Below are 26,708 nucleotides of genomic sequence, written 5' to 3'. Positions count from 1 at the left end.
TTCGCCTGATTCTCAGTTGGCTCTTACATAACTCAGCGAAACACGTTGACGACGAAGCAGTCAAGAAGGCCGTGTAGTGGTGCTCCAGCGAGGTTTAACGTCCGTACGAACCCGTAGGTTCGGACGGACTGCTCCAATCCAGGCTTGGAGAGGCCGCGGAACTTCTGTAGCCATGGATTCACTAGCGACCAGAGGCATTCGACTTGGTTGATGTGGACGCCGTCATCAGTGACAAATTCTTCGGAGTGAACAACGGTCTGCTCGTTCTTGTAGACGAGTGGCGCGTACCCGCGCCACCCGTCGTGCCAGACCTCATCCAGTTTCCCTGAGAGAATCTCTACCTCATCAAGTGCTGGTTTGAGTTCTTCCGGTTGAGCACCTGGCTCGGCGCGAATTACACGAAGTACATCACGACAGGCACCGATCAGCGTCATGGTATCGCCAGGTGCTCCTTCCCACCGTGATCGCCCCCCTTCCCCAGAGCCGCCGCGGGAAAGCCCATCCCGCGGCGGCGTCTGTCCCTTGTAACCAGAGCACTTGTGGCCGGTTTCGTCGATCTGAGTTGGGCCGTCGATAGCGTGTTGGATGCGCTCCCAGACGAGGTAGAAGCCGCGCTGGAAGGCGGCTTCTACCTCTCGAATCGTGGAATGAACCGTGTCGTAGACCGCTTCGAAGAGCTGGGTGATTTGGTGGATGCTGAGAAGTGTGTCGGCATAGAGGACGAACGCAATGACGATTTCGCCAGGAGAGAGAGTGCGGCCTTCGAAGGGCGTGTTGCGGGTGTAGGAGAAGACATAGCGGCAGTTGGTGCACCAGACCCGGGGACTGCCGTCCCCGGACTGGATGGCGGTTTCACCACACTCCGGGCAAGGAGCTTGTTCCCATGCCTGCTTACAGCGCCGCTCGATTTCCTCATCGAGCGGCTCTGGGCGCAACACTATTGACGTGAGCTCAACAATATCCTGTAGCATCCCGCCGAAGGCTGTTTGATTGTACATAGCAACTAGCCTACGGCGGGATGCTGTAATTCTCGGGGTACTGTTTCACTCAGTTCGGTAAGAGCCCTCAGTTAATTGTCCTTGTCGACTTCCGACGTTCGCGTCGTGTCGTCCGGACCGCCGGCCACGTCAGTCGTGCCCGGGTCGTCGTCTATCTCGGCGTCCATCTCTTCGATGACGTCGTCAGCGTTGTCGAGACCACTGTCCTGCCCCTGTTTGATTTTCTGGGCCTCCTCTTCCATCGCCTCGACATCGACCTCAGCTTCCTCATCGATCTGTCCGAGAATCTTCTCAATGTCGTCCAGACCGAGCATTTCGCGGGTCTCGTCGTCGAAGTCAAGCGCTTCCAGCGAGTGGCCGTTCTCCTTGACGTCCGACCCCTGGAGGTGCTTGCCGTAGCGGCCCACCAGCGAGGTGAGCTCCTGCGGGAGGATGAACTTCGTCGACTCGCCCTGCCCGATCTCGGCGAGCGTCTCCATTCCTTTGTCGATAACGGCGCGTTCACCCATCGATTCGGCGGATTTCGCACGCAGGACGGTCGAGATTGCGTCACCCTGGGCTTCCAGAATCTGGCTCTGCTTTTCACCCTGTGCGCGGATGATGTTCGATTGCTTGTCACCTTCCGCCGTCTCGATGGCGGAGCGCCGTTCACCCTGGGCTTCCAGAATCATGGCACGGCGTTTCCGCTCGGCGGAGGTCTGTTGCTCCATGGCCTGCTGGACGTCCTTGGACGGGTTGACCTCGCGGACCTCGACGCTCTCGACGCGGACACCCCACTCGTCGGTGGGTTCGTCGAGCTCTTTCCGGATGCGGGCGTTGATTTCGCCCCGCTTGTTCAGCGTGTCGTCCAGTTCCATGTCACCCAGCACGGCACGGAGGGTCGTCTGGGCGAGGTTGGAGACGGCACGCTCGTAGTTGTCGACTTCAAGGAACGCCTTCTTCGGGTCCATCACCTTGATGTAGACGACGGCGTCGGCGGTCACCGGCGAGTTGTCGCGGGTGATAGCCTCCTGCCGCGGCACGTCAAGCGTCTGGGTACGCATATCGAACCGCGTCACGTCGGAGACGAAGGGATAGATGAAATGAATCCCCTGGTCGAGGACGCCGCGATAGGTACCGAGGACCGTGTAGGCACCTTTCTGGTACGGGCGGATGATCACGACGCTGGAATACACCAGCGCGATGGCGATCAGGAGGAAGATGACGGTAACGAAACCGACGAGTCCTCCCAGACCTTGCAGCGGTGCTGTCGCGGGGAACATGACAATGAGAACTCCGGAGCGCGCAAAGAAAAGGCTTCGGTGTCCCTGTCACAAACTACCGAATTACACACCTACGCCCGCTCGGACTCTCGTTCTGGTTCAGTGTCCGCATCGCTCCGGTTTCGGTCACGTTCGAGCGCGCGGTCGATTTCATCAGCACCCGACTCAACCGCTTCGACTTCCAGAACGTTCCCACCGCCGGGGTCGATGACGATGACCTCCGCTCCCTCTTCGATGGGGTCGCCGGAACTGCGAGCCTGATAGTACGGATTGAACCCGCCGTCTTCCAGTTTGACCTCGCCGTCGCTCCGGGTCACGCGCTCGGTAACGGTTCCGAACTGGCCCGTAAGCGAGTCAGAACTGAGCGTCTGGCCGCGGCCCGGCGCAGCGAAATCGAGCTTTCGATATCCCCAGAGCGTGACCGCTGTCGTTGCAAGCACGACGACAGTAAGGATGAGTGGCGCGAGGATACCCAGGCTTGCAGGGATGAACAGCCCGACTAGCCCCGCCGTCAGCAGGGCCACGCCGAGCACGAAAAAGTGGGTCCCGGGAGCGAGCGCTTCGCCCACGATGAGGCCCGCGCCGGCCAGAAACAGCAGGATGGAGAGCGACATACCTAACAGTGGTTCGGCCTGCAGTGGGGCAACCGTCGCCAGCGGGTTTACCATGCACGGACTTAGTGTCGGAGCAGGATTAAGTGTCGGGGTGGAGAGCGCACCGCTTCCGTCATCGGTACAGCCTCACACGTCGCTCGTCCGGACGAAGAACCCGTACAGAACTGCGGTGCCGAGCGCAACGGACAGGACCACGCCGCCGAGTGTAGACGGCGTGTACATCTCCGCCCCAAGGAACATCCGCCCGAGCGCGAGAATCGCGATACAGACTCCCAGCGCAACGAAAATCACATTTTCGGGCTTTGGCGCGTCGGGTGTCACCTCAAGATCCGGAGCAAAGGAGCCGGCGACTGCGCCCTCCTCGTCGGCAGCCACGTCACCGTCGGGGTCGTCTTCGACCTGAATCACGTCGGCGTCCGTCGCCAGTTCGTACTCCTCAGTGAACGTATCACCCGTAGCGGCCGCATCGTCCTGTGCGGCCCCGTCGTCATCCATGTTTCGCGGTACGTGCCGTGACTACAAAAGCGCTGGCGACTGTGGTTACTTGATTCGCGTCCCCAGCGGAGCGTCCTCGTGGGTCGTCAGCAGGTCCGCCTCGTCGCCGGCGGCCAGCACCATCCCGTTGGATTCGATGCCGAACAGCTCGGCTTTCTCCATGTTTGCAAGGAGGATAACGCGCGTCCCGGGAAGCTTCTCGGCGTCGTGGAGCTGTCGCAGGCCGGCGACGACCTGTCGGACCTCGTGGCCGATATCGACTTCCAGGCGCAGGAGCTTGTCCGCGCCCTCGACCGGCTCGGCGCTGCGGATCTCGCCGACGCGCATGTCGACGCCCTCGAAGTCCTCGAAGCTGATGCGGTCCTCGACGAGTGGCTGGAGGTCGGCGGTGTCCACGTCGCCGTCGTCCACTTCGTCTCCGGCGGCTTCGCCGCCTTCATTCGAGGCTTCTGCCGAAGCCTCGCTGGCCTCCTCGACCCGTTCCTGCAGTTCCTCGTTCAGCGCCTCGATGTGGTCGTCCTCGACCTGTTCGAATAGCTCCGCGGGCTCGCCGAACTCGGCCGGCGGCGCTTCGAGCGCGCTGTCGAGGGTCACGTCAGCGACGGAGCCCTGTTCGCCGAGCTGGCCCCAGAGGCGCTCGGCCTTGCCCGGCAGGACGGGCTGCATGAGCACCGCAACGGCCTTGGTCAACTGAACGCAGTCGCGGATGACCTGTTCGGCGCGGTCGGGGTCGTCGTCGACGAGGTTCCACGGCTCGTTGCGCTGGATGTACTCGTTGCCGTAGTTCGAAAGCTCGATAGCGATTTCGGCCAGTTCGCGGATGTCGTACTCTCGGACGGCTGCCTCGAAGTCCGCAATCGCGTCCTCGATTCGCCCGCGCACGTCGTCGCTGACGGCAGCGTCGGGCGTCCCGTCGTAGTTGCGCTCGGCGAACAGCAGCGAGCGGTAGATGAAGTTGCCGACGTTACCGACGAGTTCGCCGTTGACCCGCTCCTGGAAGCGGTCCCACGAGAAGTCCACGTCGGTGTCGATCTGTGCGCCGGTGGCGATGTAGTACCGGAACAGGTCGGGATGGAACCCGGCGTCGAGGTACTCGTCGGCCCAGACGGCGCGGTTACGCGAGGTTGACAGCGCGTTGCCGTCGATGCCGACGAACCCGGTGGCCAGAATCGACCGGGGCTCGTTGTACCCCGCGCCGCGAAGCATCGCGGGCCAGAACACCGCGTGGTGCTGGATGATATCGCGCCCGATGACGTGGATTATCTCGCCGCTGTCGTCGGCCCACTCGTCGTCCCACTCGGTGCCGTGGCGCTCCTCACTGTCGATCTTCCAGACCGCTTCCCAGTCGTACTCGTCGTCACCGACGCGCTCGGTGTACTGTTTCGTCGAGGCGACGTACTCGATTGGCGCGTCGACCCAGACGTACAGCACCAGCTCGTCGCCGCCGTCAACGTCTTCGGGATAGTCCACGCCCCAGTCCATGTCCCGCGTGATACAGAGGTCCTGCAGTTCGCCCTCGATCCACTCGCGGGGCTGATTCTGGGCGTTGTCGGTCCCTTCTAGACGGTCAAGGAAGCCCTGAAGGTACTCCTGGAAGTCAGCAAGCCGGAGGAACTTGTGTTCGCGGGTGCGGTACTCGGCGGGGTTCCCGGTCAGCGTCGACACCGGGTCCTCGATTTCGCCGGGTTCGAGGTGGCGCTGGCACCCTTCGTCGCACTCGTCGCCGCGGGCCTGTTCCCCGCAGTAGGGACAGGTCCCTTCGACGTAGCGGTCGGGGAGGGGCTGGTCCTCCTCGGTGTCCCAGGCGACCTCGATCTCCTTCTCGTGGACGTGGTCGTTTTCGACCCACGAGCGGACGAACTCCTGGGTGAGTTCGACGTTGGTCTCGTCGTCGGTATGCCCGTAGTTGTCGAACTCGATGTTGAACTGCGGGAACGTCTCGGCGTAGGTTTCGTGGAAGTCGAGTGCGAACTCCCGCGGTGCGACGCCCTCTTCGGCGGCGTTGACCGCGACTGGCGTGCCGTGCATGTCCGACCCCGAAACGAACGCCGTCTGCTGGCCGATTCGTCGGAGGGCGCGCGACAGCGCGTCCCCGTCGACGTACGTCCGGAGGTGGCCGACGTGCAAGTCACCGTTCGCGTAGGGCAACCCACAGGTCACGACCGCCGGCTGGTCCGTCGGAAACTCGTCGTTGCTCATACCTGTTCGTGTGCCACCGACGGGTCAAAAGGGGGTTGGTTTCGGCGCGCTCGGCCACGCTCCGGGTTACAGCAATGCCAGTGTGCCACCGGCAAGCCCGAGTGTCACGACAAGCCGCCCGGCACTGCCGAAGAATGTCGCTGCGCCGAACCGATAGTAGTCGCGTTCGAGAACGGTAAACGCGTAAATAGAGATGGTGTCGGGGAAGAAGGGCACACAGAGCGCAAGCGCCAGTCCAACGTAGCCGTACTTCCGTGCAAGCTGTACCGTCTTTCTTTCAGACCACTCGATGAGATTGAACCGTGAGCGCTTGATCCAGCGCACGAGTGGGCCGTACTCCTTTGCCTCCTGACCGATATGGAAGGCAACGAGACTGCCGAACGCCTTCCCGAGACCACTGACGAGGATAATCGCCACCAGATTTCCGTTCGTTGATAGCCCGAGTCGAAGGGTTTCGGCCGGAACCAGTACGACTTCGCTCGGGAGCGGGAGAATAAACGCGATCAAAAACGAGTACACCGCGATAATACCCAGGCCGGTGGGACCGGTGGCCGTACAGACCCCCTCTTCCAGTGGTGACAGTGGTGTGCCGGCGGTTGTACAGTCGCCGAGGAAGGCAATGAACGATGCGGTCGGTACTACCAAGTCCACGCCTGCCTGTAGCAAACAGGCACTTCTAAACCTTCGTATGTCTTCTCGGGAGCGCTCAATACCAGTATGTTCGAGAGCGGAGACCGTGATTCAGTACTAACCGATATCTGCGACTCAGCGCCTGCCGAGGGCAGCGACTCAGTACCAGTCGAGATCCGCGACGAACGACCGTAGCATCGACCGCGTGACGTGGGGCATACACACGACGCGCATCTCGCCGGCACCGGTCTTTGAGACTCGCCAGCCGCGGTCCCTGAGTTCGTCTGTCATTGGCATCGAGAGGTCAGCCGCAACGAGGGGGAGTTCCGGGCCAACAACGTCGTGGCCCCGCGCAGATAGCTGGTCGGCCAGCCAGTCGGCGTTGGCCATTGACGTTTCGTACTGCTGTCTGTAGCCCGCCGGCCACAGCGACTCCATCGCCGCGACAGCCGAGGCCACGCCGGCACCCGACCGCGTGCCTGTCAGCGTAAGCTGGTCCGTCGATTCCAGATACGGCGTTTCGACAGCGAGCTCATCGAGCAGCGTGCGGTCACGAGCGAGTAGTCCGCCGGCAGGAACCGCCGCCTGCCCGACCTTGTGGGGGTCAATGGTCATCGTGTCGATGTCCGCGTGGCCGAAGTGCCAGTCGTGGTCGGTGAACGGGAGGTAGAAGCCGCCCCACGCGGCGTCGACGTGGCAGAGGGCATCGACCGTCTCGGCGAGGTCGGCGATGGCCGGAATCGGGTCGACGTAGCCGTACTCGGTCGAACCAGCGACGCCGACGACACACACCGTGTCCTCGTCGACGAGTTCCGCCATCGCCGCCATGTTGACGCGGTAATCCGCCGCCGGCGCGGTCCGGAGTTCCACGCCAAGCACGTCGGCGGCCTTGGTAAAGGAGAAATGCGCGTGAACGGGCGCAACCACGTTCGGGTCGTCCGTGTCGGCGCGGTTCCGAGCGATGCGTATCGCCTGTAAATTAGCCTCCGTCCCGCCCGAGGCGACGTAGCCCGCGGGGTCCGAGAGCCCGGTGATGTCGCCGAGATACTCGACGGCCTCACGTTCCAGACCGGCGATGGTCTCGTACGTGCCCGGGTCTCCGGGGTTCGTCGCGAGGAAGCGTTCTGCCGCTTCGCGTGCCGATGGATGCGGCACGGTACACATCGACGAGAGGACGCGCTCGAAATCCTGTGGCTCTGCCCGCTGAAGCATCTATCGGGTGTATAGCGGGGGAGTGGTTTAGCCGTTGTGCTCGTGCGTATCGTTGTCTGCTGTTTATTCGCTCCAGTGGCAGAAGACTGGCCAAGACGGGCTAGCTATCCGTACGCAGTCCGTTCACGTGCTCACCGACCGAATTACCAGTTCGATGGCCCGATCTTCTTCGTCGCTTTCGCACGAAAGCCCGTGGGACCGATCAGCGACTCGAAGACGGTCTGGCGCTCAGTGTCGAGCGCGCCGCCGAAGGAGCCGACCCGCATCGTTCGATACGTCTCGAACCCCTTGTCGTTGGAGTAGAAGTAGACGCTGCCGTGCAACAGGCCGTGGATGAGCTCGTCCGACCGCACGTCGCTCGCCGGGCGGTTGAGTTTGACGAAGGCCACGTTCCCCCAGTTGACGACTGCCTCTCGGAGCCCCATGAGGAATGCCACCTCGTGGTTCTGGGGTAGCCCGAACTCCGTCGCCCGTTCGAGATCGGTCAACGAATCGACGACGATGAGCGTCGCTGCGGCGTCGCTCACCCGGTCGCTGATGTCGGTAAGCAACTTTTCGAACGTCTCTTCGGGGGCCTCTCGCTCCGGTGGCTCCGCGTCGGGCTGTTCGATTTCGGTGTCGCTCCGTCGAGCATCGAACAGCGGCTCGGGGACGGGCAACAGCTCCATGAATCGCTGGGAGAAATCCGCGACGGTCATATGCTCCGTGAGTGCCTCGAACTGGTAGCCGTCGAGGACGGCGTCGAGTTCGCTGTAGACGTGCTCGCGGTCGTGCGAGAGCGTGATATAGGTCACCGAATCCGGAATTGCCTCGCTACGCCGGGCGATGCTGTTTGGGACCATCTCGGGGCGGTGTTTCGCAAGCATCAGCGTGGCGAGGCTGGTGTAGGTGAAGGCGTCGCCCCCCGCGTCGGAGGCCCCGGCCAGCAGGACTGTGCTCCCGGTTGGAATCCCCCGAACCTGTCCGTCCAGCCCGGGGATGCCGAAGGGGATGTACGACACACCGGAGCTGATACTCTTGGCTTCCGGTGTCGATTCGGGTGGCATACCGCAACGAGGCGAACAGCGCAAAAAAGTCTGCTGGCTACGTCAATCGGCCGCGGTCTCAGCGGACCGATTCCAGCAGCAGCCGCTGTTCGACGCGCTTGACCTCGTGTTGCACGTCACGGACGGCGTCGATGTTCGGCGAGATGGAGGTGACTCCTTCGTCGACGAGGAAGTCCACCATCTGTGGCTTCGAGGCGGCCTGCCCGCAGATACTCGTGGCGACGTCGTGCTCACGGCAGGTCCCGATGACCTGGCGCATGAGTTCGAGAACGGCCGGGTGGAGTTCGTCGAAGCGGTCGGCGACGTTCCCGTTGTTGCGGTCGACGGCCAGCGTGTACTGGGTGAGGTCGTTCGTCCCGAAGGAGACGAAGTCGATGCCGGCTTCGCAGATGCCCTCGATGGACAGCGCGCTCGCCGGCGTCTCGACCATGACACCCCAGTCGCGCTTCTCGGGGTCGATGCCGACCTCCTGCATCAGCGCCTTCGCCCGCAGGATGTCCTCGGCGTCGGTGACAAGCGGGAGCATCAGCTCGACGTTGTCATAGCCCAGGTCGTACAGGCGCTCGAACGCGCGGAGTTCGAGCTTGAACTCGCCGGGGCGGTCGAGCGACCGTCGGATGCCCCGGTAGCCCAGCATCGGATTGTGCTCGCTGGGCTCGTCTTCGCCACCCTGCAGCTGGCGGAACTCGTCGGAGGGAGCATCGAGTGTGCGGACGCGGACCGGGCGCGGGTAGAACGCTTCGGCCACCGAGCGGACGCCCTCGACAATTTCGTCGACGTACGCGCGCTCGCCGTGGTCTTCGACATAGCGCGAGGGCGTCTTGTCCGTCGAGAGAATCATGTGCTCGATGCGCAGCAGGCCGACGCCGTCGGCCCCCGTTGCGGCGGCCCGCTCGGCGGCTTCCGGGATGGAGACGTTGACCTTGACCTCCGTTCCGGTCATCGGCTTCACCGCCGAGTGTGTCTCGACTGGCCCGGCGTCCTTGTCTTCCTCAGTCGTCTCGGGGACATTGGCCCCTTTCTCGACTGTGCCCTTGTCGCCGTCCAGCGTTATCGTCTCGCCGTCCCGGAGCTTCTGTGTCGCGTCCTCGGCTCCGACAACAGCCGGGACGCCGAGTTCCCGGGAGACGATGGCGGCGTGACTGGTCATCCCACCCTCGTCGGTGATGATGCCGTTTGCGCGTTTCATCGCTGGTACCATATCCGGGGTGGTCATTTCGGCGACGATGATGTCGCCGTCCTCGACCTTATCGAGATTGTCGAGTTTGTCGACGATGCGGACGACGCCGGTGACCCGGCCCGGTGCGGAGCCGATTCCGGAGAGCCGAACCGCCTCGGACTGGCTCTCCATCGCCCCGCCGTCGGCGACACCCGATTTGGCTCCCGGCGGCTGACTCTCGGCTTCGTTGGCCGAACCGGCGCTTCCTTCGGGGTCGTCGATAGTCGTAATCGGGCGGGACTGGAGCAGATACACCTCGTCCTCGTAGACCGCCCACTCCACGTCCTGTGGCGTGTCGTAGTGCTCCTCGACGCGTTCGCCGACCTCTAGAAGTCGGTGAATCTCCTCGTCGGAGAGGACACGCTCGTTGCGCTTCTCCTCGGGGACGGAGCGTTCGATGGTCTCTCCGTCTTCACCCCGAACGCACATCACCTTCTTGTCGGCGACGGTCACCTCGTCGATGGTCTCCGTCTCGCGGTCGATAATGTAGTTATCGGGCGAGACTGCGCCGGAGACGACCGCTTCACCCAGCCCCCACGCGGCCTCGATGATGGCTGTCGGGCCACCGGTCGAGGGATGGCTGGTGAACATGACGCCGGATTTCTCCGCGTCGACCATCTGCTGGACGACGACAGCGATATCCACGGCGTCATGCGCGAAGTCGTTCTCGTTGCGGTAGTAGATGGCCCGCTGGGTGAACAGTGACGCCCAGCACTCCTTGACCCGCTGCAGGAGGTCCGTACGCGAGACGTTCAGGTACGTGTCCTGTTGGCCGGCGAAGGAGGCGTCCGGGAGGTCCTCGGCGGTCGCTGAGGACCGCACCGCAACGTCCTCGTCGCCCATCTCGTCGTAGGCGGCCAGCAGGTCCTCGCGGACTGACGGCGGGGTGTCCGTTTCCAGGATCAACTCCTGGGCGCGTTCGGCCGCCTCGGCCAGCGCCTGCGAGTCATCGCTGTCGACATCGACGGCCTCGAACAGCGGCTCGTCGATTCCAGTTGCTTCGATGAACGACCGATACGTGTCGGCGGTAACGACGAACGCCGACGGAACGGGCAGGCCCGCTCCGGTCAGTTCTCCGAGAGACGCCGCCTTGCCGCCGACCCGCGCCAGGTCGTCGGCACCGATTTCGTCGAGCCACAGTGTTGGCATGGACTCATTCGTACCATCTTCAACGACAATTAAGGAAGTTCCGGTTGCCATCAGTGAAAAACCGCTCTTCACTCGATTTCGAGTGAATTAGGCAGTCACGCCGCCGGTGCTGTTGTGCGGTCACGCCTCGATGATGTCGTCGTCGTCGACAGCAGGGACGGTCACTGTACCGTCCAGTGCAGTGACGGCGCGCCCGCCGACCCACACCTCGGTCCCGTCGGTATCAACTGACACCGTCCCGGGCCGGTCGCGGAAGTGCCCACCCTCGGCGATGATCTGTTCGATAGTGTCATCGAGCGCCCCGTAGCGACGAACGAACGCCGCGCAGGCCCCCGACGCCGCCGCGGTTACTGGTTCCTCGGTCCGGCTCCCGGCCCGGAAGGCGCGGCCGTGGAACGTCGACCGGCGCGTCGCGTCGGCACCGACGGTATCGAACGTGAACGGATATACGCCGGCCGCGTCCACGCGGTCACAGAGCGAGTCGACGGCAGCTACGTCCATGGTCAGCCCGCTCAGATGCTCGAAGTAGTTGACCGGGACCATGAGCCACGACTCGCCCACGCCGGCCGTCACGAGCGGGAGGTCAGCACCCACGTCTTTGAGTGTGGCCGCGTTGAGTCCGAGTGCGTCCGCAACATCGCTGTATGGGATATCTACTTCGGTGATGTCGGCCCGTCCTTGCTCGACCCAGACCATCCCGTTCTGTTTCGTCTCGACAGCGACGTCGCCCCTAGCGGTGGCGACCGTCCACTCGCTGTCGTCGATTTCACCACGCTCGTAGAGCGCCGCATGAGCCGCGACCGCGGCCGTCTCCGCCTGTGCCAGTTCCTTTGTTGGCGAGAAACAGCGAAGCCGGCGGTCGGCGTCTTCTGCCGGCAGGACGAACGCCGTCTCGGTGGCCCCCAGTTCGCTGGCGACAGCCTGCATCTGGTCGTCGGTCAGTCCGTCGGCTTCGGGCACGACGCCGGTCGGTGTGCCCGTCGTCGGCTCTGCGGCGAACGCGTCGACAAGCAACGCCTGTCGGGTATCCATGGCACGGAGTTGTGCTGACCCGCAGATAATCTTTTCCGGAGTCGTCGGTGGTGCCCGACGACGAGCTCCGATGAGATACGTGACGTTGACCGGGACACGCCCCTGACGGACGACTTTAGTACAGGGAGGTATCACTGGAACGTATGAGTGAGGACGTCGACCTCCCTGAAAGCCACCCTCGCTACGAGTCGCTTCTGACCCGCCACCGTATCGAAGCGGGCGTCGACCGCGGTATCACCTCCCGGCAGGGCCTCATCGCCCAGGGCCGCGGTGAGGCCTTCGACTACCTGCTGGGTGAGCGTACTATCGACAGCGCCGACGACGCCGAGCGCGCCGCTGCGGCACACCTTCTGTCCGCCGACCACGCCGTTGTCTCGGTCAACGGCAACGCTGCAGCCCTCGTCCCCGGCGAACTCGTCGAACTCGCCGAGGTGACCGGCGCAGACCTCGAAGTGAACCTGTTCAACCGGACCGAGGAGCGCATCGAGGCCATCGCCGAGTACCTCCGCGAACACGGCGCGACAGACGTGAAAGGGCTGACTGCTGACGGGCGCATTCCCGGCCTTGACCACGAGCGCGCGAAGGTCGACGCCGACGGCATCGGCGCAGCGGACGTGGTGCTGGTGCCGCTGGAGGACGGTGACCGCGCCGAGGCGCTCGGCGAGATGGGCAAGACGGAACTCGTCATCGACCTCAACCCTCGAAGCCGCTCGGCTGAGGTGGCAACAGTGCCCATCATCGACAACATCATTCGCGCGATACCGAACATTACCGAGCACGCCCGCGACCTCCGTGGCGACCCGGACGCCCAGCAGGATGCCATCGACACGTTCGACGCCGACAGCGCCCTGACCGCCGCCGAGCGGACGATTCGGGAGGGAGACCTCGAATGAGTCTGCCGCCGTACATCTACGCCGACCGCCGGGTACCAGACGAGGAAACCGTCAGAGAAACCCTTGACCAGCGGACGATGACGGCCTTCGGCGACACCGAGCAACTGGAACGCCTCCATCGGGTGTTCTATCCGGTGTTCAAGGTCGACTACGAGTACGAGACCGGGAAGGGGAAGCTGCTCGGGACGACGACGAAGTCTGAGACAGCGTTTCTCGACGGACTCTGGGCGGACAACGACCGGGCCGTCTCGCAGTACGTCGACGACACCGACGCGGTGGTCCGCCGAGCGACCAGCGACTACGATTTCGGCCGCAGCGACCCGGTGCTTGGCCGCTCTGTCCTGCTGCAGTTTCAGGTCACTGACGACGACGCCCGGTCGCTACTGCCCCAGCGCGTTGCGGAGTACCGCGACCAGCAACAGGACGCCGCCTCTGGCACGGCCAACGTATTCCTCCGGAAACTGCGTGAGTCCTACGGCCTGCCCGGAGATTTCGACCCCGACGGGTTCGACGGCGTGACCGGTGTCGACCGCCTGTATCTCCCCTTCTGGCTCGCCGAGTACCACTCGCCCGACAGCACGGACGTCAAGCTCGTCACGTTCCGGGACCCAGACGCCTCGACCGAGGAGCTACAGCGCCACGGCTGGCTCGCGGAGTTTTTGAGCGCCGAACCCCGCCGGCTGGCCGAGTACGGCTACGAGGTCAACCCGGACCGCCTCGAACGGAACATCCGGGAGCGGATCGACCAGTCCGACGAATCCGGCACGGCCGGGATGGGCGGCGATTCTGGCTCCGACAGCACCGACGGCGCGCCCTCGATAAACCGCGAGCGGCCCTCGGACGACGGGACGGTGGTCCAGCCCGACGGCGTCGACATGGAAGCCGACGGTCTGGTCGACCCGGACCCATCCCGGAGCTTCGCCGACGTGGGCGGGATGTCCGAGCTACTGGAGACGCTCAACCACAAGGTCGTCCGGCCGTTGCAGGACCCGAGCGCCTTCGAGGAGTACGGCATCGGCGTCGTCAACGGCGTCCTGTTGCACGGCCCGCCCGGCTGTGGGAAGACCCATGTCGCCGGCGCGCTCGCGGGTGAGGTCGACCACGCCTTCATCGAGGTCACGCCGGCCGACGTGACGAGCAAGTACATGGGCGAACCCGCACAGAAGGTCGAAGAACTGTTCCAGATCGCCCGCGCGAACGCGCCTTGTATCCTCTTTATCGACGAAATCGATGGCATCGCCGGCGCACGCGACGGTGACAGCAACATGAACAGCAGCGAGCAACAGCTGGTGAACCAGCTGCTCACCGAACTCGAAGGCATCGCAGACGAGGACGTGGTGGTGCTCGGGGCGACGAACCTCGTCGAAGACGTGGACGACGCCATCCGCCGCTCGGGCCGGTTCGACGAACGAGTCGAGGTCCCGCCACCGGACCCCCAAGCTCGCAAGCAGATTCTGGAGATTCACCTCGCTGGCCGACCCACTGCGGACGACATCAACCTTGACCCCGTCGTCGAGGAGACGGCCGGCTTCGCGGCCAGCGACATCGAACTTCTCGCCGAGGACGCCGCCCGAAAGGCGTTGCGGGCGGATGCCCCGATCGGGACGGACCATCTGCTGCAGGCTGCCACAGAGACCGACACCAGCATCCCGGACTGGGTGGACCCCGAGATGGTCGCCGAGAATGGCGTCGTCCAGCCCGACGGCGTCGACCTGCAGGCCAGTTCGCTGGTCGAGACTGACCCGGGACGCGACTTCGCCGACGTGGGCGGGATGGGCGAACTGAAGGACCGGCTCGAAGACACGGTCCTCGACCCACTGGAGAACGCCGACGCCTACGCCGAGTACGGTATCGACGTGCTCTCCGGGCTGTTGCTGTATGGCCCGCCCGGCTGTGGGAAGACCCATCTCGCCGGCGCGCTCGCGGGTGAACTCGGGCATAGCTTCGTCGAAATCAGCCCCGCGGACGTGACGAGCAAGTGGATGGGCGAGCCGGCCCGCAACGTCGCCGAGGTGTTCGAGGTGGCCCGCGCGAACGCCCCCTGCGTGCTGTTCATCGACGAGATCGACGGTATCGCCGGCTCTCGGCGCGGCTCGATGAACACAAGCGAGCAACAGTTGGTCAATCAGCTGCTCACCGAACTCGAAGGCGCGGCGGCCGACGACATCGTCGTGGTTGCGGCGACGAACTTCGTCGAGGACATCGACACGGCGCTACGGCGCTCGGGCCGCTTCGACGAGCGCGTGGAGGTCCCGCCGCCGGATGCCAAGGCTCGCAGGCAGATACTAGAGATCCACCTGCAGGACCGGCCCGTTGCCGGCGACATCGACTGGGATGCCATCGTCGAGCCGACGGCTGGCTACGCCGCCAGCGACCTCGAACTCGTCGCCGAGGACGCGGCTCGCCACGCCTTGCGAGACGGCTCGGAAATCACGCAGGAGCACCTCGAAATCGCCGTCCGGGAGACCCATTCGAGCATTGCCGACTGGGACGACCGCGACCGCTATCAGGGGGCTGAGGGCACCGCGGACCTGGGGCTCGGGCCCTGAGGACGGCTCACTCTAGCTCCTCGTCGAGGGCCACAGCAACCCGCTCGGTGAAGGCCGGTGACTCGACAAGCGCGCCCGCGGCCTCTATGTCCTCGTGGACCGGGCGGTCAGCCGTCAGCTTTGGGACCACCGCGCGGACAGCGTCGTAGGCCTCGGCCGACCCGACGCCCAGTTCGAGGTCGTTGTCGACGAAGTCGGCGGCCTGCGCCCCACAGCACAGCTCGACGCCGAGAATCGCGGCGGCGTTTCGCGCCGTTTTCCGGGCCAGATAGGCCGACTGCGCGCTCATGCTGACGTGGTCCTCCTGATTGCCGCTGACAGGGGTGTTGTCCATCGAGGGCCGGCCGAAGGACCGACATTCGTTCAACAGCGCCGCAGCGGTATACTGGGCAATCATGTAGCCCGAGCGGACGCCGCTTCGCTCGGTGAGAAACGGTGGGAGGTGTGGCTCCTGCAGAGTGGGGTTGAGCATCCGGTCGGTCCGGCGCTCCGAGATGGCTGCGAGTTCGGTGAGCGCGTTCGTCAGATAGTCGAGACGCATAGCGAGTACCGCGCCGTGGAAGTTCCCGCCGGACAGCACGCCCGCGCTATCGGAGCCGGAGGCCCGGTCGTCGACGCTCACAACGCCTGCCTCGCGGCCCGCCTCTCGTCGGTCGCTCCCGCTCGCTTGGTTCGAGGACTCACTACGCTCGGCCTCGCGGGGGAACACCAGCGGATTGTCGGTCGCGCTGTTGAGTTCCACCTCGACGGCCTCCCGGAGGTGGGCGACAGCGTCACGGACTGCGCCGTGGACCTGCGGCAGGCAGCGCATCGCATAGGCGTCTTGCACGCGGTCGCAGTTGCGGTGGGACTCGACCACATCGGAGTCGGCCGTCAGCCGCCGGATGTTTCGCGCACTCGCGGCCTGGCCGGCGTGGGGCCGGACGTCGGTGATGGCTTCGTGGGACGGTACTGTTGAGGAGAGGGTCACCTCCGTCGTGAGCGCGCCAGCGATGTCGGCGGCAGTGACCAGTCGCTCAGCGTCGTCGAGCAGGAGCGCGGCGACGCCGACGGTCAGTTGCGTCCCGTTGATGAGCGCCAGCCCCTCCTTTGCCCGGAGCGTCACCGGTTCGAGGCCGACTGCGTCGAGCGCCTCGTCGCCGGGGAGTCGGTCCCCTTCGACCTCGGCTTCCCCCTCCCCGATGAGCACCAGCGACATATGTGCGAGCGGGGCGAGGTCACCGCTCGCACCGAGGCTGCCCCGCGACGGGACGACCGGGTGGACACCCGCGTCGAGCATCGCCACCAGCAGATCGACGACGGACTCACGGATGCCTGAATACCCCTTCGCCAGCGTGTTCGCCCGTGTGACTATCATCGCCCGGACTTCCTCGGTCGTCAACTCCCGGCCGACCGCGGCGGCGTGGCTCCGCAGGAGGTTCCGCTGGAGGGCATCGAGGTCCTCGCGTGGGATGCGCTCGTCGACGAGGTCGCCGAAACCGGTGGTGACGCCGTACACCGCCTCGCCGCTGTCCAGCACGCTCTCGACGCGCTCGCGGGACTCGCGGATTCGCTCGCGGGCGGTGTCGGCAACGGTGACGGTCGCGCCGTTCCGGGCGACGGCGACCACGTCGGCGGGTGTGAGAGATTCGCCGTTGAGGACGACTTCGGCGGTCATGGTTGCACCTCCCGGTCGTATGACTCATGTGTTGGGGTGCTGACGACCGAGCCGTCTTTCAGGACGGCGTCGACGACGTTGGTCCCGTACTGGTAGGGAATGTGGACGTGACTCGGCGCGGCAAGGACTACGGCGTCTCCGGGCGCGCCCTCCCGGAGCGTCCCCAGTCCGTCGGTCCTGTCCAGCGCAAGCGCGGCGTGTTTCGTTCCAGCGATTAGCGCTTCGGCCGGCGTCAGTCCCATCTCGACGCAGGCCAGCGACAGCGCAAAGCCCATGCTGTGGCTGTGGCAGTTCGGATTGAAATCCGTCGCTACCGCGACGGGCGCACCCCGGTCGCGGAACGCCGTCGCGTCCGCGTACGCTGCGTCGAGACCGAACGCCGTTCCGGGGAGCAACACCGGCGTTACGGCAGCGTCGACAAGCGCGTCAATGTCTTCGCCGGTCGCGTGCAGGAGGTGGTCGGCACTGGCCGCGCCCACGTCCGCCGCCAACTGCGTCCCGCCGATGTGGGCCAGTTCTTCGGCGTGGACCTTCGGCGTCAGCCCGGCGGCTGCGCCTGCTTCGAGGACCCGTCGGGACTGCGCGACCGAGAAGACGCCCTCCTCACAGAACACGTCGCAGAACTCGGCGATGCCCTGTGACTCGACCGCTGGAACCTGCTCGTCGACGACCGCCGCGGTGTAGTCGTCTGTGTCCCACCCCTCGGGGACCGCGTGTGCGCCCATGAATGTCGGGACCACGTCGACGGGATGGACCGCGTCAGCGCTGTCGATAACCCGGAGCATCTGTAGCTCTGTCTCCGTGTCGAGCCCGTAGCCGGACTTCACCTCGACTGTCGTCGTCCCGTGGGCGAGCATTGTGTCGAGATGGGCCAGCAGGTTCGACAGCAGCGTTTCCTCGTCGGCGTCCCTGACCGCCCGGACCGTTCGGAGGATGCCGCCGCCTTCGGCGAGGATGTCCTGATAGGGCTGTGTTGAATCGCCATAAGGCGGTGGAATTCACTGTTTGACGGCACGTTTGATGTTATAGACGACACACATCAGGGCGATTTCTCGGAACTCACGAAACCAGGAACGCGCTCGCACGGCGAAGCCGAGCGAGCGCTTCACGGCCGAATTAACGGTCTCAGTCATAGAGCGCTGATTGTAGCGTTGTTTGTCGATTCTGGCGTTGTGAGCGTGGTCGTAGGGAGCGAAGATGCGGTGCTTGATGAGCGGTCTGATGCCGAGTTCACGCAGTGCTTTACGGAGCGCTTGCTTGTCGTAGCCTTTATCGGCCGCTAGAGACCGCAGATCGCCCGCGTTCCGGCGGACGATCTGCTCAGCGAGGTCTGCGTCGCTTCCTTCCCGAGTCGTTGAGCAGTGTACGTCAAGGATTGCTTGGGTCTCTGTATCGACGAGTTTCGTGACTTTCAGCTTCTGGACGCGGTAGCTTATGCGCTGGCAGTAGTGACGGCTCGCTGCTGAGCGTTCGTAGAATGTAGCGTCGATAGCAGCGTGTTTCGATGGGTCGTGCAGCTGCGCCGACTGGCGCAGCAACACTCGGCAGACGCTCATTTCGATTCGGTCGAACGCTTTACACAACGTAGATGGAGAGGGGAGATCGGCCGCGCTGAGGCCGATCTCCCCGATTATTTGTGGCATCTCTTTGAGCAGGTCAATCGTCATCCGGTAGGATGTATCAAGATAGATCCGCAGACAATGCAGGGAAACGATGGCATAGTCGGCGAATCCGCCGCCGCCTTCCGGGGCGGCGGATTCGTCTCCATCACCGGTAACAACTTGAGCAATCGGCACAATCTCACCAGTGAAGCGGGAGATTTGTGTCATAGGCAACCGAATCATCCCGCTTCAACTCCTTTGATTTAGCGACCTATCCCGACGCCGTCTAGTGATTCAACAGAGCCCCTGATAGGACTTCCCGCGCAGTTTGGCGGCGAACTCGTCCGAGCGGTCGCCGGCGAACAGCGCGTGGGTGTGGGGGTCGACAAAGCCCGGAACGACGGCCTGACCGCTGGCATCGATAGCGTGGCTAGCGCTCTCCGGCGGGTACTCGGCGGTTACGTCCGCCGTCGGGCCGACAGCCGCGACCGTGCCGTCCACGATAGCGACCGCGCCATCCTCGTAGGTCTCCAGTCCGCGGCCGTCTGCCGCCGGGCCCGCGACGAGTTCGGCCGCGCCGTAGACCACGGCATCGGGGGCTGTCATCGGTCACCTCCCAGGCCGCTGAGGAAGTGCGCGATGGCGCGGGCCCCGACACGCGCGGTCCGGTTCCCAGCGTCAAGCGGCGGCGCGCACTCAACCACCTCAAACCCGGCGACACGGTCGTCGGACGCGATGCGGCCCAGCATCCGGAACAGGTCTCGCGTCGAGAGGCCGCCCGGTGTCGGTGCGCTCACGCCCGGTGCGGCCGCGGCACTGAGCACGTCGAGGTCCAGACTGACATAGACGGCGTCGACGTCGCCGAGCGCGGCAAGCGCATCGTCCACCGCGCCGGCAGGGTCGCCGGCCACCGACTCCGGCGGCAGGACCGTCCCGCCCTGCTCGGCGAGGTAGTCGTGGTACGCTGTCGAGGTTTCGAAGTGGCGCGCGCCGACAACGGCCAGTGCGTCGAGGCCTGCATCGTGGAGCTGTCGGTACGGCGTCCCGCTCGTCGGCTCGTCCCGAACGGCGCGGCAATCGAGGTGGGCGTCGAAGCTGACTGCGCCGACCGTTTCGTGAGCCAACAGCGGCGCGGCGTTCGGGAACGTCAGTGAGTTGTCGCCACCGAGAAACACCGGCACTGCGCCTGTTGCGTGAATCTCGGCCGTCATCGAGCGGACAGCGCTCTGGACCCGTTCGACGCCGCCGGCCGGAATCTCGATGTCGCCGAGGTCGGCGACCGAGCGGACCGGTCCGCGTTCGATGTGATGCGTCTTCGTTCCGCCGAGTTCGCGCCGGAGGGCCGTCGGGCCGGCACGCGCGCCCGGCCGTCCGATGACGGCTCCGTCGTACGGCTCGCCCACCAGCACGACGTCGTACTCGTCAGCGGCCACGAGTGTGGCCGTTTCGACGACGTCACCGAACTGCTCGTCGTTCGGGTCGCCGGACGGCCCGGTCCACGGCGACGGGTCTGTCAGGTCGGTCATTGGTTGCGGTTGCGGTCACGCATCGGGACCGCGAGGTCGTTCTCGTCGGCCATCTCCCGTGCGATTTCGTAACCGGCGTCGGCGTGGCGAATGACGCCCATCCCGGGGTCGGTCGTGAACACGCGTCGTGCCTTCTCAGCCGCGAGGTCCGACCCGTCGAGGACGACGTGGTTGTTCGTGTGGAGGGAGTTGCCGATGCCGACGCCGCCGCCGTCGTGGACGCTGACGATGTCCGCGCCGGCGGCGCAGTTCAGCAGGGCGTTCAGAATCGGCCAGTCGGCGACGGCGTCGGTCCCGTCTTTCATCGCCTCGGTTTCGCGGTTCGGCGAGGCCACGCTCCCGGCGTCTAGGTGGTCCCGCGTGACGACGATGGGTGCCGTAATCTCGCCGTCGGCGACGAGTTCGTTGATGCGGAGCGCGAGGCGGGCGCGCTCGGTCAGCCCGTCTTCTGTCGCGTACCCAAGCCAGCACACTCGCGAGGGAAGCCCCTGGAAGGATACCTGCTCCTGGGCGAGGTCGATCCAGCGATGAAGGTCGTCTTTCTCCGGGAACAGCTCCTTGACCGCGTCGTCTGTCCGGTGGATGTCCGCGGGGTCGCCCGAGAGCGCGGCCCAGCGGAACGGTCCTTTGCCCTCACAGAACAGCGGGCGGATGTACGCGGGAACGAACCCCGGGAAGTCGAATGCTGTGTCGAGGTCGCGCTGGTCCTCGACCTGCCCCCGGATGTTGTTGCCGTACTCGAAGGCGATAGCACCCCTCTCCTGCAGTTCGAGAATGCCTTCGACGTGGCGCTTCATCGTATCGAGACTCTCCGCGACGTACGTCTCGGGGTCGCGTTCGCGGAGCCGGTCGGCTTCCTCGACAGTGTAGCCAGCGGGGTAGTACCCTTCGAGTTCGTCGTGAGCGCTCGTCTGGTCGGTCACTACATCGGGGACGAACCCCGTCTCTAACATCTCAGCGAGCATGTCAGCGGCGTTCATGTGGACGCCGACGCTGTAGGGCTCACCGTTCGCCGCGGCCGCCTGTGCGCGTTCGATGGCCGTCGCGAGGTCGTCGGTTTTCTCCTGGCAGTACCTCGTTTCGATGCGCCGGTCGATACGGTCTTCGTCGACTTCGGCCGCGATACAGACGCCGTGGTTCATTGTTACCGCGAGCGGTTGCGCACCGCTCATTCCGCCGAGGCCGCCGGTAACGACAATCTTCCCGCGGAGGCCGTCGTTGTCGGGGTAGTGTTCCCGGGCGAGCGCGGCCAGTGTCTCGTAGGTCCCCTGGATGATGCCCTGTGTGCCGATGTAGGCCCACGAGCCGGCAGTCATCTGGCCGTACATAATCTTCCCTTTCGCTTCGAGTTCGTGGAAGTGCTCCCAGGTGTCCCACTTGCCGACGAGGTTCGAGTTCGCGATGAGGACGCGCGGGGCCTTCTCGTGGGTCTCGAACCGACCGACTGGCTTGCCGCTCTGGACGAGGAGGGTTTCGGTGTCGCCGAGTTCACGGAGTTCGTCGACGATAGTATCGTAGGCGTCCCACGACCGGGCCGCACGCCCGGTCCCGCCGTACACGACCAACTCTTCCGGCTTTTCGGCGACTTCAGGGTCGAGGTTGTTGTTCAGCATCCGCAGCGCGGCCTCCTGTCGCCACCCTCCACATTCGATGTCGGTGCCGGTGGGCGCACCCTGGTATTCGCGCCACTGTTCTGAGGGCGTCCCGACGTCGTGGTCGGTGTCTGGGGCAGACTGCTGTGCCATACCCTCCTGTTCGCCCCCCGGCGTGATAGCGGAGACTTTCCGTGCGGAACTGTTTTTATATATGCATGTGAATTGGTTGCTATGTACGAGGCGGTGTTCCGGGTGGCCGGTGACGGGGCCTATGAGGCGGCGACCGACGGAACCGGCACGCGCATCGAACTGTGGTGTACCGACCACAGCGACCTCCTCCACCTCCGCGGTGGGGATGTCGAGCCGGTCGTCGAACAGGTCTGCGGGACTGTCGGCGTCGCCGAGCGCCTCGAAACGAATGACGGGCAGGTTCTGGTCACCGAGGCGTGTCTGAAGGCCCACATAGCGGACACCGTCGAGCGCTATTTGGCCGACGAGGGGTGTCTGCTCGTGCCGCCACTTCGGTACGCGGAGGGGCACAAACTCGTTCGGGCGCTGGGGCTCAGTTCCGACGCGCTGTCGGCAGTGTACCGGTCGTTAGCGTCGGATTTCGACGTCACTGTCGAGTCGAAACGCGAGGTTGGGTCAGTGACGCCCGACGCGCCGCTGGTGACTGTTGGAGACGTGGTACCGTCTCTCTCGCCACGCCAGCGCGAGGTGTTCCTGACAGCGCACGAGGAAGGGTACTACGAACTGCCGCGCGGGACGACGACGGCGGCTATCGCGGACCGCGTTGGTGTCCAGCGCCGAACCGCGGAGGACCACCTGCGGCGCGCCGAAAAGAAACTGGCTGACGCGCTGGTAGCGTACCTGTAGCTGCGGTGGTCGTGACTGGTACGCTGCCCTAACAGCACCCAGTTCGGGGCTGGTGTCGATGCCCGCAGTCCGGACACGTCGCACTGAACGCCGTCGCATCGTACTCGAACCCGGTGTCACACTGCTGGCAGACGAGTAGCTGTGCCATAGCGAGGACACAGGACTGCGCCCATATGAGTGTCCCGCCGCCGCTGGCGGGGTGTACTTCCGTGTCCGGGCTAAGGGCCGGGTATGGACCTCGACCGCTTTACCGACGACACACCGGCCGACGACGCACCCGGTGGGGCCCGGGTCTGTGTCGTCGCCGCACAGACGGAGACGTTTGAACGCTGTCGACAGGGCTTCTATCCGTCGCCGGAGTCGTATGACCGAACGACAGAACCGTTCGACTACATGGCGTTCTACCGGACTGCGCCGGTGTCGGCAGTCACGCACTACGCCCCGGTGACCGCCCGAACGGACCAGACCCGTGGCGGTCCGGGGCCGATGGACGCGGATGACTGGGCGGCCCTCATTGACCCGTTCTCGGAGACAGACAACGTCGTGGTGTTCGAACTGGACGACCTCGTGCCGCTCGAAGCTCCTGTCGAAAACGACCAGCACGGCCTCCGAGGCGCGTGGTACTGCACTATCGACGACCTTCGGACCGCCGATACGCTCTCGGCACTGGCCGCGACCGCGACTACCTGAACGGGGGCCGATAGCCCACGCAGCGTCCCGGTATCGGTGCCGAGGGTTCAAACGGGAAGCGCCCGTACAGATGACGAATGCCGATCTACCCCTCGGTCCGAGATCACGGCGTCTCGTTGTGCGAGCGGGCCGGCTACGATGTGGCGGTACATGACGACAGCGGCGGACCGTCTGCGCTCGCGACGCCGAACGACGACGCGGTCGGCCTCGTAGATGCGACAGACCCGCGGCCAGTCGCTGTCGAACCGCTGACCGAAGCCAACGTCGGCCCCGATGGACTCATCCCCCGGTTTGTCAACGCGGTTCGAGAGGGACGGGACTGCCTGTTCGTGGTCCCGTCGACGGAGGCGATGGGAACGACACTGACCCAGATGGTCGCCACCGTTCTGGGTGAGCCCGCCTGTCTGGCCGCCGACGGCCCCGACGGGCGACAGTTCTACAACGGCCCCGACCGCGTCCCGCTCTCTGATGGTACATACGCCTGTGCGCGAGCACCGGCAAGTGACCTCCAGTGGCGCGAGGTCAGAGTCGACCAGGGCCGACCCAGACTCGAACTCGGTGTCGGGACGGAGGTGGTCGCCGTTCTCGAACACGTCGACTCGCTCGCCGATGCCGGCCGCCACGCCTTCCAGCACGCCTATCGCCGAGCGGATAACGGGCAGTTCGAGGTGACAGCCGGCGGCGACGTAATCGAACGGTTCCCCGGCCCGACGGCCATGCGGCGCGGCGGCTACCCACCTGTGCCGATGCCGCTGGTCCCTGAGCACCTGTTTCCCGAAGACGCGGACCACTCGCGGTGGGCTGTCTGCCAACCCGATGGCGGCACGGACGTACTGACCGCCGATGGACTGAGCGCCTGGGGCTGACGGCCGTCATTTCTCCGTGATACTGTGCGAACAGCGACTGGTCTCTGCATCAGAACGACTATGTACCACCAAGAGATATTACTAGGTGGTATGAGCGATTCCGATTCATTCGAACAGTTCAGTGATGTCGGCGAAGCAGAGGTCACACGCGCAATTGGACAGGAATGGACCGAGGAGTTCATGGATTTCTCGGACTCCGATGTCATCATCGTCGGCGGTGGCCCATCGGGGCTGATGGCCGCGAAGGAACTCGCCGAGCGCGGTGTGCAGGTGATGGTCGTCGAGAAGAACAACTACCTCGGCGGCGGCTTCTGGCTTGGCGGCTTCCTGATGAACAAGGTTACCGTCCGCGACCCAGCACAGCAGGTGCTGGACGAACTCGAAGTCGACCACAAGCGGTCCAAAGACAGCGAGGGCCTCTACGTCGCTAACGGGCCGGAGGCCTGTTCCGGGCTCATCAAGGCCGCCTGCGACGCCGGCGCGAAGATGCAGAACATGACCGAGTTCACGGACATCGTCATCCGCGAGGACCACCGCGTCGGCGGCATCGTCATGAACTGGACGCCGGTCCATGCGCTACCCCGCGAAATCACCTGCGTCGACCCGATTGCCGTCGAGGCCGACCTCGTCATCGACGCGACGGGCCACGACGCGATGGCGGTCAAGAAACTCGACGAGCGCGGCGTTCTCAATGCGCCGGGCCTCGAAGACGAAGCCAGCGGCATGGACCAGACCGACGACGACACCTACGGCGCGCCCGGCCACGACTCGCCCGGCCACGACTCCATGTGGGTCGGCGAGAGCGAGGACGCTGTCGTCGAACACACCGGTCTCGCCCACGACGGCCTCGTCGTCACCGGCATGGCGACGGCGACCACCTACGGCCTCCCGCGCATGGGCCCGACGTTCGGTGCCATGCTCGTCTCCGGCAAGCGCGCCGCGCAGGTCGCGCTGGATGAACTCGAGGTCGACGCCGAGCCGGTCGACGTCACGAGTCGCGACGCAACCCCCGCTGACGACTGAACTCCTCCCCACATCCCTCTGGTTTTAGTCGACCGCTTTTTACCGCTTTAGCTGCTCATTCAGGCTAGAATATCGCACTAATACAAACAATTATACAAGAGTATGGTGGATATGTTAGTGATTTCCAACCAATGTCCGAAGAGATGCAGCGGAGCGACAACCACAGGTCCGACGAGTCAGTTGGCGGTGAAATTGCGGTCCACCTCTGGAGTCGGCGGCCGGTCTGTGGCCCCCGAACAACAGCCATTGACCGGTTCACCGAACTCGCCGCAACGGGCGTTATCGATGACTTTGATATCCAGACGTGGCCCGAGGAAATTCCCGTGTCCCAGCGAAGCGAGCACGGCGAGGTGCTGGCGACTGTCGACCGGTACGAACAGTTGGCAACGGAGCGCGGGCTGAGTCTCCGACCGCCGTTCGAGACGCGGACCTCGTCGCTACTCGTCGGCGGCAGTACGGAGGTGCTGCGACTCCCGATGATAGCCGTCGCCGTCTACGCGGACGACGACTTGGTCGGGGTGTACCCGTGTACAGACGGCACCACGACGTGGTCCGTCACCGATTGTATCGACGCACTCACGACGGAACCGGCTGGGCTTCCCCACCAGCCCGAGTCCTGACACACCCCTTCGGAAAACACACTCTGTCGCCGATGGCAGCCGATATCGCACTGCTTTGCCGATACCATCCCTGATTCTGGAGCGCCAGATTGACCCGCCTGTTTTGGTTCTCTACTCCGGCGACCTCTCAACAGGGAAGAGTCCCTGAGACACAAATTGTATTACCTGCCGATACCACTGACGAATACAATGGAGTCCGTGACGCTGTACCGCGCTCCGACAGCGGTCGCCGACACCGACGCCATCGCCGACTGGCTCGACGCGCGGATTGAGGCTACCGTCTCCGTCCGGGACCGGTTTCTCTCGCTGCACGGCGACTCGGAACTGGCGGAGTCGTTCGCCGAAGCGCGGGTACTCTCGCCGTACGACCGCGAGACCGGGAACACGATGCTGGGTATCGTCCGGTACGAGGAACGAGCGCTGGAGTCGCCCGAGCGGGCCGGCGGCGTCATCTACGACGGGCTGGCGGTCCAGCAGGCGCTCCACGAGCGAATCCCCGAATCCGAGCGGTCGCTGGACCACCTTCACGTCCCACTGCTGGACCGCGTCGTCGGAACCTGGGGCGACCACGACGGTCGCTGGCACAAGCGCGTGAACGTCCTCGGCCAGCCCGCTATCGTCTCGGTCCCGGGGCTGTACGAAGCGCCTGCAAAGCCCGAACAGTACTACAAGGAACAGCAGAAACACGCCCTGCTCGGCGGCGGCGCACCGCCCCGGGAAGTGCTAGAAAACGAGGTCGAAGGCGAGTTTCTCGTTGAGGACGACCCGCGGACGACCGAGGCTATCAAGGGGTACGTTCTGCAGGCGTACCACTACCTCGACACCGGCGAGGCGTTCTGCGACGAGGACACCTGTAGGCTCCACAATCCGCACCGCCAGCCCGGCGTGGTCGCCGCGCAGCTACGAGCGCCCGAATTCTGTCCTGAGCACGCCGAACGGTATTGCACATAGCAGCC

22 protein-coding genes and 2 pseudogenes are annotated in these 26,708 nt (G+C 64.7%); 8 read left to right on the top strand and 16 right to left on the bottom strand.

What is annotated here, in order from left to right:
• Positions 1-32: 32 nt before the first annotated feature.
• From BDK61_RS14040 to BDK61_RS13995, 10 genes are all read right to left on the bottom strand, one after another.
• Complete coding sequence (locus BDK61_RS14040) at positions 33-998, bottom strand: IS1595 family transposase (protein ID WP_121302811.1); 966 nt, start codon at positions 996-998, stop codon at positions 33-35.
• A gap of 71 nt (positions 999-1,069) precedes the next feature.
• Positions 1,070-2,260, bottom strand: coding sequence for an SPFH domain-containing protein (locus BDK61_RS14035; protein ID WP_007188820.1), 1,191 nt, complete (start codon positions 2,258-2,260; stop codon positions 1,070-1,072).
• Between the two features lie 71 nt (positions 2,261-2,331).
• Complete coding sequence (locus BDK61_RS14030) at positions 2,332-2,928, bottom strand: NfeD family protein (protein ID WP_004957882.1); 597 nt, start codon at positions 2,926-2,928, stop codon at positions 2,332-2,334.
• Positions 2,929-3,000: 72 nt separating this feature from the next.
• Positions 3,001-3,369 carry a DUF7312 domain-containing protein gene (locus tag BDK61_RS14025; protein WP_121303543.1) on the bottom strand — a complete coding sequence of 123 codons (369 nt, stop codon included), beginning with the start codon at positions 3,367-3,369 and terminating at the stop codon, positions 3,001-3,003.
• A 45-nt stretch (positions 3,370-3,414) separates the two neighbouring features.
• On the bottom strand, positions 3,415-5,568 hold the full coding sequence (gene metG / locus BDK61_RS14020) for a methionine--tRNA ligase (protein WP_121303542.1): 2,154 nt from the start codon (positions 5,566-5,568) through the stop codon (positions 3,415-3,417).
• Between the two features lie 66 nt (positions 5,569-5,634).
• Positions 5,635-6,219, bottom strand: coding sequence for a YqaA family protein (locus BDK61_RS14015; protein ID WP_004957875.1), 585 nt, complete (start codon positions 6,217-6,219; stop codon positions 5,635-5,637).
• A gap of 138 nt (positions 6,220-6,357) precedes the next feature.
• Positions 6,358-7,410 (bottom strand): tyrosine decarboxylase MfnA, encoded by a 1,053-nt coding sequence (gene mfnA / locus BDK61_RS14010; RefSeq protein WP_007188823.1) that lies wholly within the window; start codon positions 7,408-7,410, stop codon positions 6,358-6,360.
• A 143-nt stretch (positions 7,411-7,553) separates the two neighbouring features.
• Positions 7,554-8,456 carry an RAD55 family ATPase gene (locus BDK61_RS14005; RefSeq protein WP_121303541.1) on the bottom strand — a complete coding sequence of 301 codons (903 nt, stop codon included), beginning with the start codon at positions 8,454-8,456 and terminating at the stop codon, positions 7,554-7,556.
• A 58-nt stretch (positions 8,457-8,514) separates the two neighbouring features.
• Positions 8,515-10,824 carry a phosphoenolpyruvate synthase gene (gene ppsA, locus BDK61_RS14000; RefSeq protein WP_049939163.1) on the bottom strand — a complete coding sequence of 770 codons (2,310 nt, stop codon included), beginning with the start codon at positions 10,822-10,824 and terminating at the stop codon, positions 8,515-8,517.
• A gap of 120 nt (positions 10,825-10,944) precedes the next feature.
• Positions 10,945-11,856 (bottom strand): PhzF family phenazine biosynthesis protein, encoded by a 912-nt coding sequence (locus BDK61_RS13995; protein ID WP_121303540.1) that lies wholly within the window; start codon positions 11,854-11,856, stop codon positions 10,945-10,947.
• Between the two features lie 143 nt (positions 11,857-11,999).
• Here BDK61_RS13995 and BDK61_RS13990 point away from each other — a divergent pair, with 143 nt between their 5' ends.
• Together BDK61_RS13990 and BDK61_RS13985 are read left to right on the top strand one after the other, a co-directional pair.
• Entirely contained in the window at positions 12,000-12,749 is a 750-nt protein-coding gene (locus BDK61_RS13990) for a 4-phosphopantoate--beta-alanine ligase (protein WP_121303539.1), read from the top strand.
• Entirely contained in the window at positions 12,746-15,298 is a 2,553-nt protein-coding gene (locus BDK61_RS13985; protein ID WP_121303538.1) for an AAA family ATPase, read from the top strand. Before BDK61_RS13990 ends, BDK61_RS13985 begins: the two co-directional genes overlap by 4 nt.
• A gap of 7 nt (positions 15,299-15,305) precedes the next feature.
• Here BDK61_RS13985 and hutH read toward each other — a convergent pair whose 3' ends face one another.
• The 6 genes and pseudogenes from hutH to hutU all read right to left on the bottom strand — a co-directional run bounded on the left by hutH (position 15,306) and on the right by hutU (position 21,827).
• Positions 15,306-16,955 (bottom strand): histidine ammonia-lyase, encoded by a 1,650-nt coding sequence (hutH, locus tag BDK61_RS13980; protein WP_121303537.1) that lies wholly within the window; start codon positions 16,953-16,955, stop codon positions 15,306-15,308.
• A pseudogene (gene hutI / locus BDK61_RS13975) lies at positions 16,952-17,926 on the bottom strand (imidazolonepropionase); the annotation flags it as partial. The pseudogene hutI and the gene hutH, both read right to left, overlap by 4 nt.
• Positions 17,927-17,953: 27 nt before the next feature.
• On the bottom strand, positions 17,954-18,784 hold the full coding sequence (locus BDK61_RS13970) for an IS5 family transposase (RefSeq protein ID WP_121303441.1): 831 nt from the start codon (positions 18,782-18,784) through the stop codon (positions 17,954-17,956).
• Positions 18,785-18,862: 78 nt separating this feature from the next.
• A pseudogene (locus tag BDK61_RS13965) lies at positions 18,863-19,162 on the bottom strand (imidazolonepropionase-like domain-containing protein); the annotation flags it as partial.
• Positions 19,159-20,082, bottom strand: coding sequence for a formimidoylglutamase (hutG, locus tag BDK61_RS13960; protein WP_121303536.1), 924 nt, complete (start codon positions 20,080-20,082; stop codon positions 19,159-19,161). The gene hutG and the pseudogene BDK61_RS13965, both read right to left, overlap by 4 nt.
• Positions 20,079-21,827, bottom strand: a complete 1,749-nt coding sequence (hutU, locus tag BDK61_RS13955; protein ID WP_121303535.1) for a urocanate hydratase — start codon at positions 21,825-21,827, stop codon at positions 20,079-20,081. The genes hutG and hutU overlap by 4 nt, the downstream gene beginning before the upstream one ends.
• Before the next feature lie 81 nt (positions 21,828-21,908).
• Here hutU and BDK61_RS13950 point away from each other — a divergent pair, with 81 nt between their 5' ends.
• From BDK61_RS13950 to BDK61_RS13925, 6 genes are all read left to right on the top strand, one after another.
• Positions 21,909-22,553: a helix-turn-helix domain-containing protein gene (locus BDK61_RS13950; protein WP_121303534.1), complete on the top strand. Its 645-nt coding sequence runs from the start codon at positions 21,909-21,911 to the stop codon at positions 22,551-22,553.
• 231 nt (positions 22,554-22,784) lie between these two features.
• The gene (locus tag BDK61_RS13945) at positions 22,785-23,243 is read left to right on the top strand and encodes a hypothetical protein (protein WP_011223841.1); all 459 of its coding nucleotides are present in this window, start codon (positions 22,785-22,787) and stop codon (positions 23,241-23,243) included.
• A 77-nt stretch (positions 23,244-23,320) separates the two neighbouring features.
• Positions 23,321-24,109, top strand: coding sequence for a hypothetical protein (locus tag BDK61_RS13940; protein WP_004957850.1), 789 nt, complete (start codon positions 23,321-23,323; stop codon positions 24,107-24,109).
• A gap of 90 nt (positions 24,110-24,199) precedes the next feature.
• Positions 24,200-25,132, top strand: coding sequence for a sulfide-dependent adenosine diphosphate thiazole synthase (locus BDK61_RS13935; protein WP_004957848.1), 933 nt, complete (start codon positions 24,200-24,202; stop codon positions 25,130-25,132).
• A gap of 131 nt (positions 25,133-25,263) precedes the next feature.
• Positions 25,264-25,752, top strand: coding sequence for an HTH domain-containing protein (locus BDK61_RS13930; protein ID WP_121303533.1), 489 nt, complete (start codon positions 25,264-25,266; stop codon positions 25,750-25,752).
• A 189-nt stretch (positions 25,753-25,941) separates the two neighbouring features.
• Positions 25,942-26,703 carry a DUF7001 family protein gene (locus BDK61_RS13925; protein ID WP_121303532.1) on the top strand — a complete coding sequence of 254 codons (762 nt, stop codon included), beginning with the start codon at positions 25,942-25,944 and terminating at the stop codon, positions 26,701-26,703.
• Positions 26,704-26,708: the final 5 nt, after the last annotated feature.

The organism is Haloarcula quadrata (genome assembly GCF_003634715.1).
In the GTDB taxonomy this organism is placed as follows: Archaea; Halobacteriota; Halobacteria; order Halobacteriales; family Haloarculaceae; genus Haloarcula; species Haloarcula marismortui.
The sequence above is the reverse complement of the archived record's forward strand: the minus strand, read 5'-3'. Positions and strand labels throughout refer to the sequence as shown.

Excerpts from the sequence above, each read along its gene's own strand:
- BDK61_RS13995 (WP_121303540.1), bottom strand. The coding sequence starts at position 11,856 with ATGGATACCCGACAGGCGTTGCTTGTCGACGCGTTCGCCGCAGAGCCG.
- BDK61_RS14035 (WP_007188820.1), bottom strand. The coding sequence starts at position 2,260 with ATGTTCCCCGCGACAGCACCGCTGCAAGGTCTGGGAGGACTCGTCGGT.
- BDK61_RS13935 (WP_004957848.1), top strand. The coding sequence starts at position 24,200 with ATGAGCGATTCCGATTCATTCGAACAGTTCAGTGATGTCGGCGAAGCA.
- BDK61_RS13925 (WP_121303532.1), top strand. The coding sequence starts at position 25,942 with ATGGAGTCCGTGACGCTGTACCGCGCTCCGACAGCGGTCGCCGACACC.
- BDK61_RS13990 (WP_121303539.1), top strand. The coding sequence starts at position 12,000 with ATGAGTGAGGACGTCGACCTCCCTGAAAGCCACCCTCGCTACGAGTCG.
- BDK61_RS14025 (WP_121303543.1), bottom strand. The coding sequence starts at position 3,369 with ATGGATGACGACGGGGCCGCACAGGACGATGCGGCCGCTACGGGTGAT.
- BDK61_RS13950 (WP_121303534.1), top strand. The coding sequence starts at position 21,909 with ATGTACGAGGCGGTGTTCCGGGTGGCCGGTGACGGGGCCTATGAGGCG.
- ppsA (WP_049939163.1), bottom strand. The coding sequence starts at position 10,824 with ATGCCAACACTGTGGCTCGACGAAATCGGTGCCGACGACCTGGCGCGG.
- hutG (WP_121303536.1), bottom strand. The coding sequence starts at position 20,082 with ATGACCGACCTGACAGACCCGTCGCCGTGGACCGGGCCGTCCGGCGAC.
- hutU (WP_121303535.1), bottom strand. The coding sequence starts at position 21,827 with ATGGCACAGCAGTCTGCCCCAGACACCGACCACGACGTCGGGACGCCC.
- BDK61_RS13945 (WP_011223841.1), top strand. The coding sequence starts at position 22,785 with ATGGACCTCGACCGCTTTACCGACGACACACCGGCCGACGACGCACCC.
- hutH (WP_121303537.1), bottom strand. The coding sequence starts at position 16,955 with ATGACCGCCGAAGTCGTCCTCAACGGCGAATCTCTCACACCCGCCGAC.
- BDK61_RS13970 (WP_121303441.1), bottom strand. The coding sequence starts at position 18,784 with ATGACACAAATCTCCCGCTTCACTGGTGAGATTGTGCCGATTGCTCAA.
- metG (WP_121303542.1), bottom strand. The coding sequence starts at position 5,568 with ATGAGCAACGACGAGTTTCCGACGGACCAGCCGGCGGTCGTGACCTGT.
- BDK61_RS13985 (WP_121303538.1), top strand. The coding sequence starts at position 12,746 with ATGAGTCTGCCGCCGTACATCTACGCCGACCGCCGGGTACCAGACGAG.
- BDK61_RS14030 (WP_004957882.1), bottom strand. The coding sequence starts at position 2,928 with ATGGTAAACCCGCTGGCGACGGTTGCCCCACTGCAGGCCGAACCACTG.
- BDK61_RS14005 (WP_121303541.1), bottom strand. The coding sequence starts at position 8,456 with ATGCCACCCGAATCGACACCGGAAGCCAAGAGTATCAGCTCCGGTGTG.
- BDK61_RS13940 (WP_004957850.1), top strand. The coding sequence starts at position 23,321 with ATGCCGATCTACCCCTCGGTCCGAGATCACGGCGTCTCGTTGTGCGAG.
- BDK61_RS13930 (WP_121303533.1), top strand. The coding sequence starts at position 25,264 with ATGTCCGAAGAGATGCAGCGGAGCGACAACCACAGGTCCGACGAGTCA.
- BDK61_RS14040 (WP_121302811.1), bottom strand. The coding sequence starts at position 998 with ATGTACAATCAAACAGCCTTCGGCGGGATGCTACAGGATATTGTTGAG.
- mfnA (WP_007188823.1), bottom strand. The coding sequence starts at position 7,410 with ATGCTTCAGCGGGCAGAGCCACAGGATTTCGAGCGCGTCCTCTCGTCG.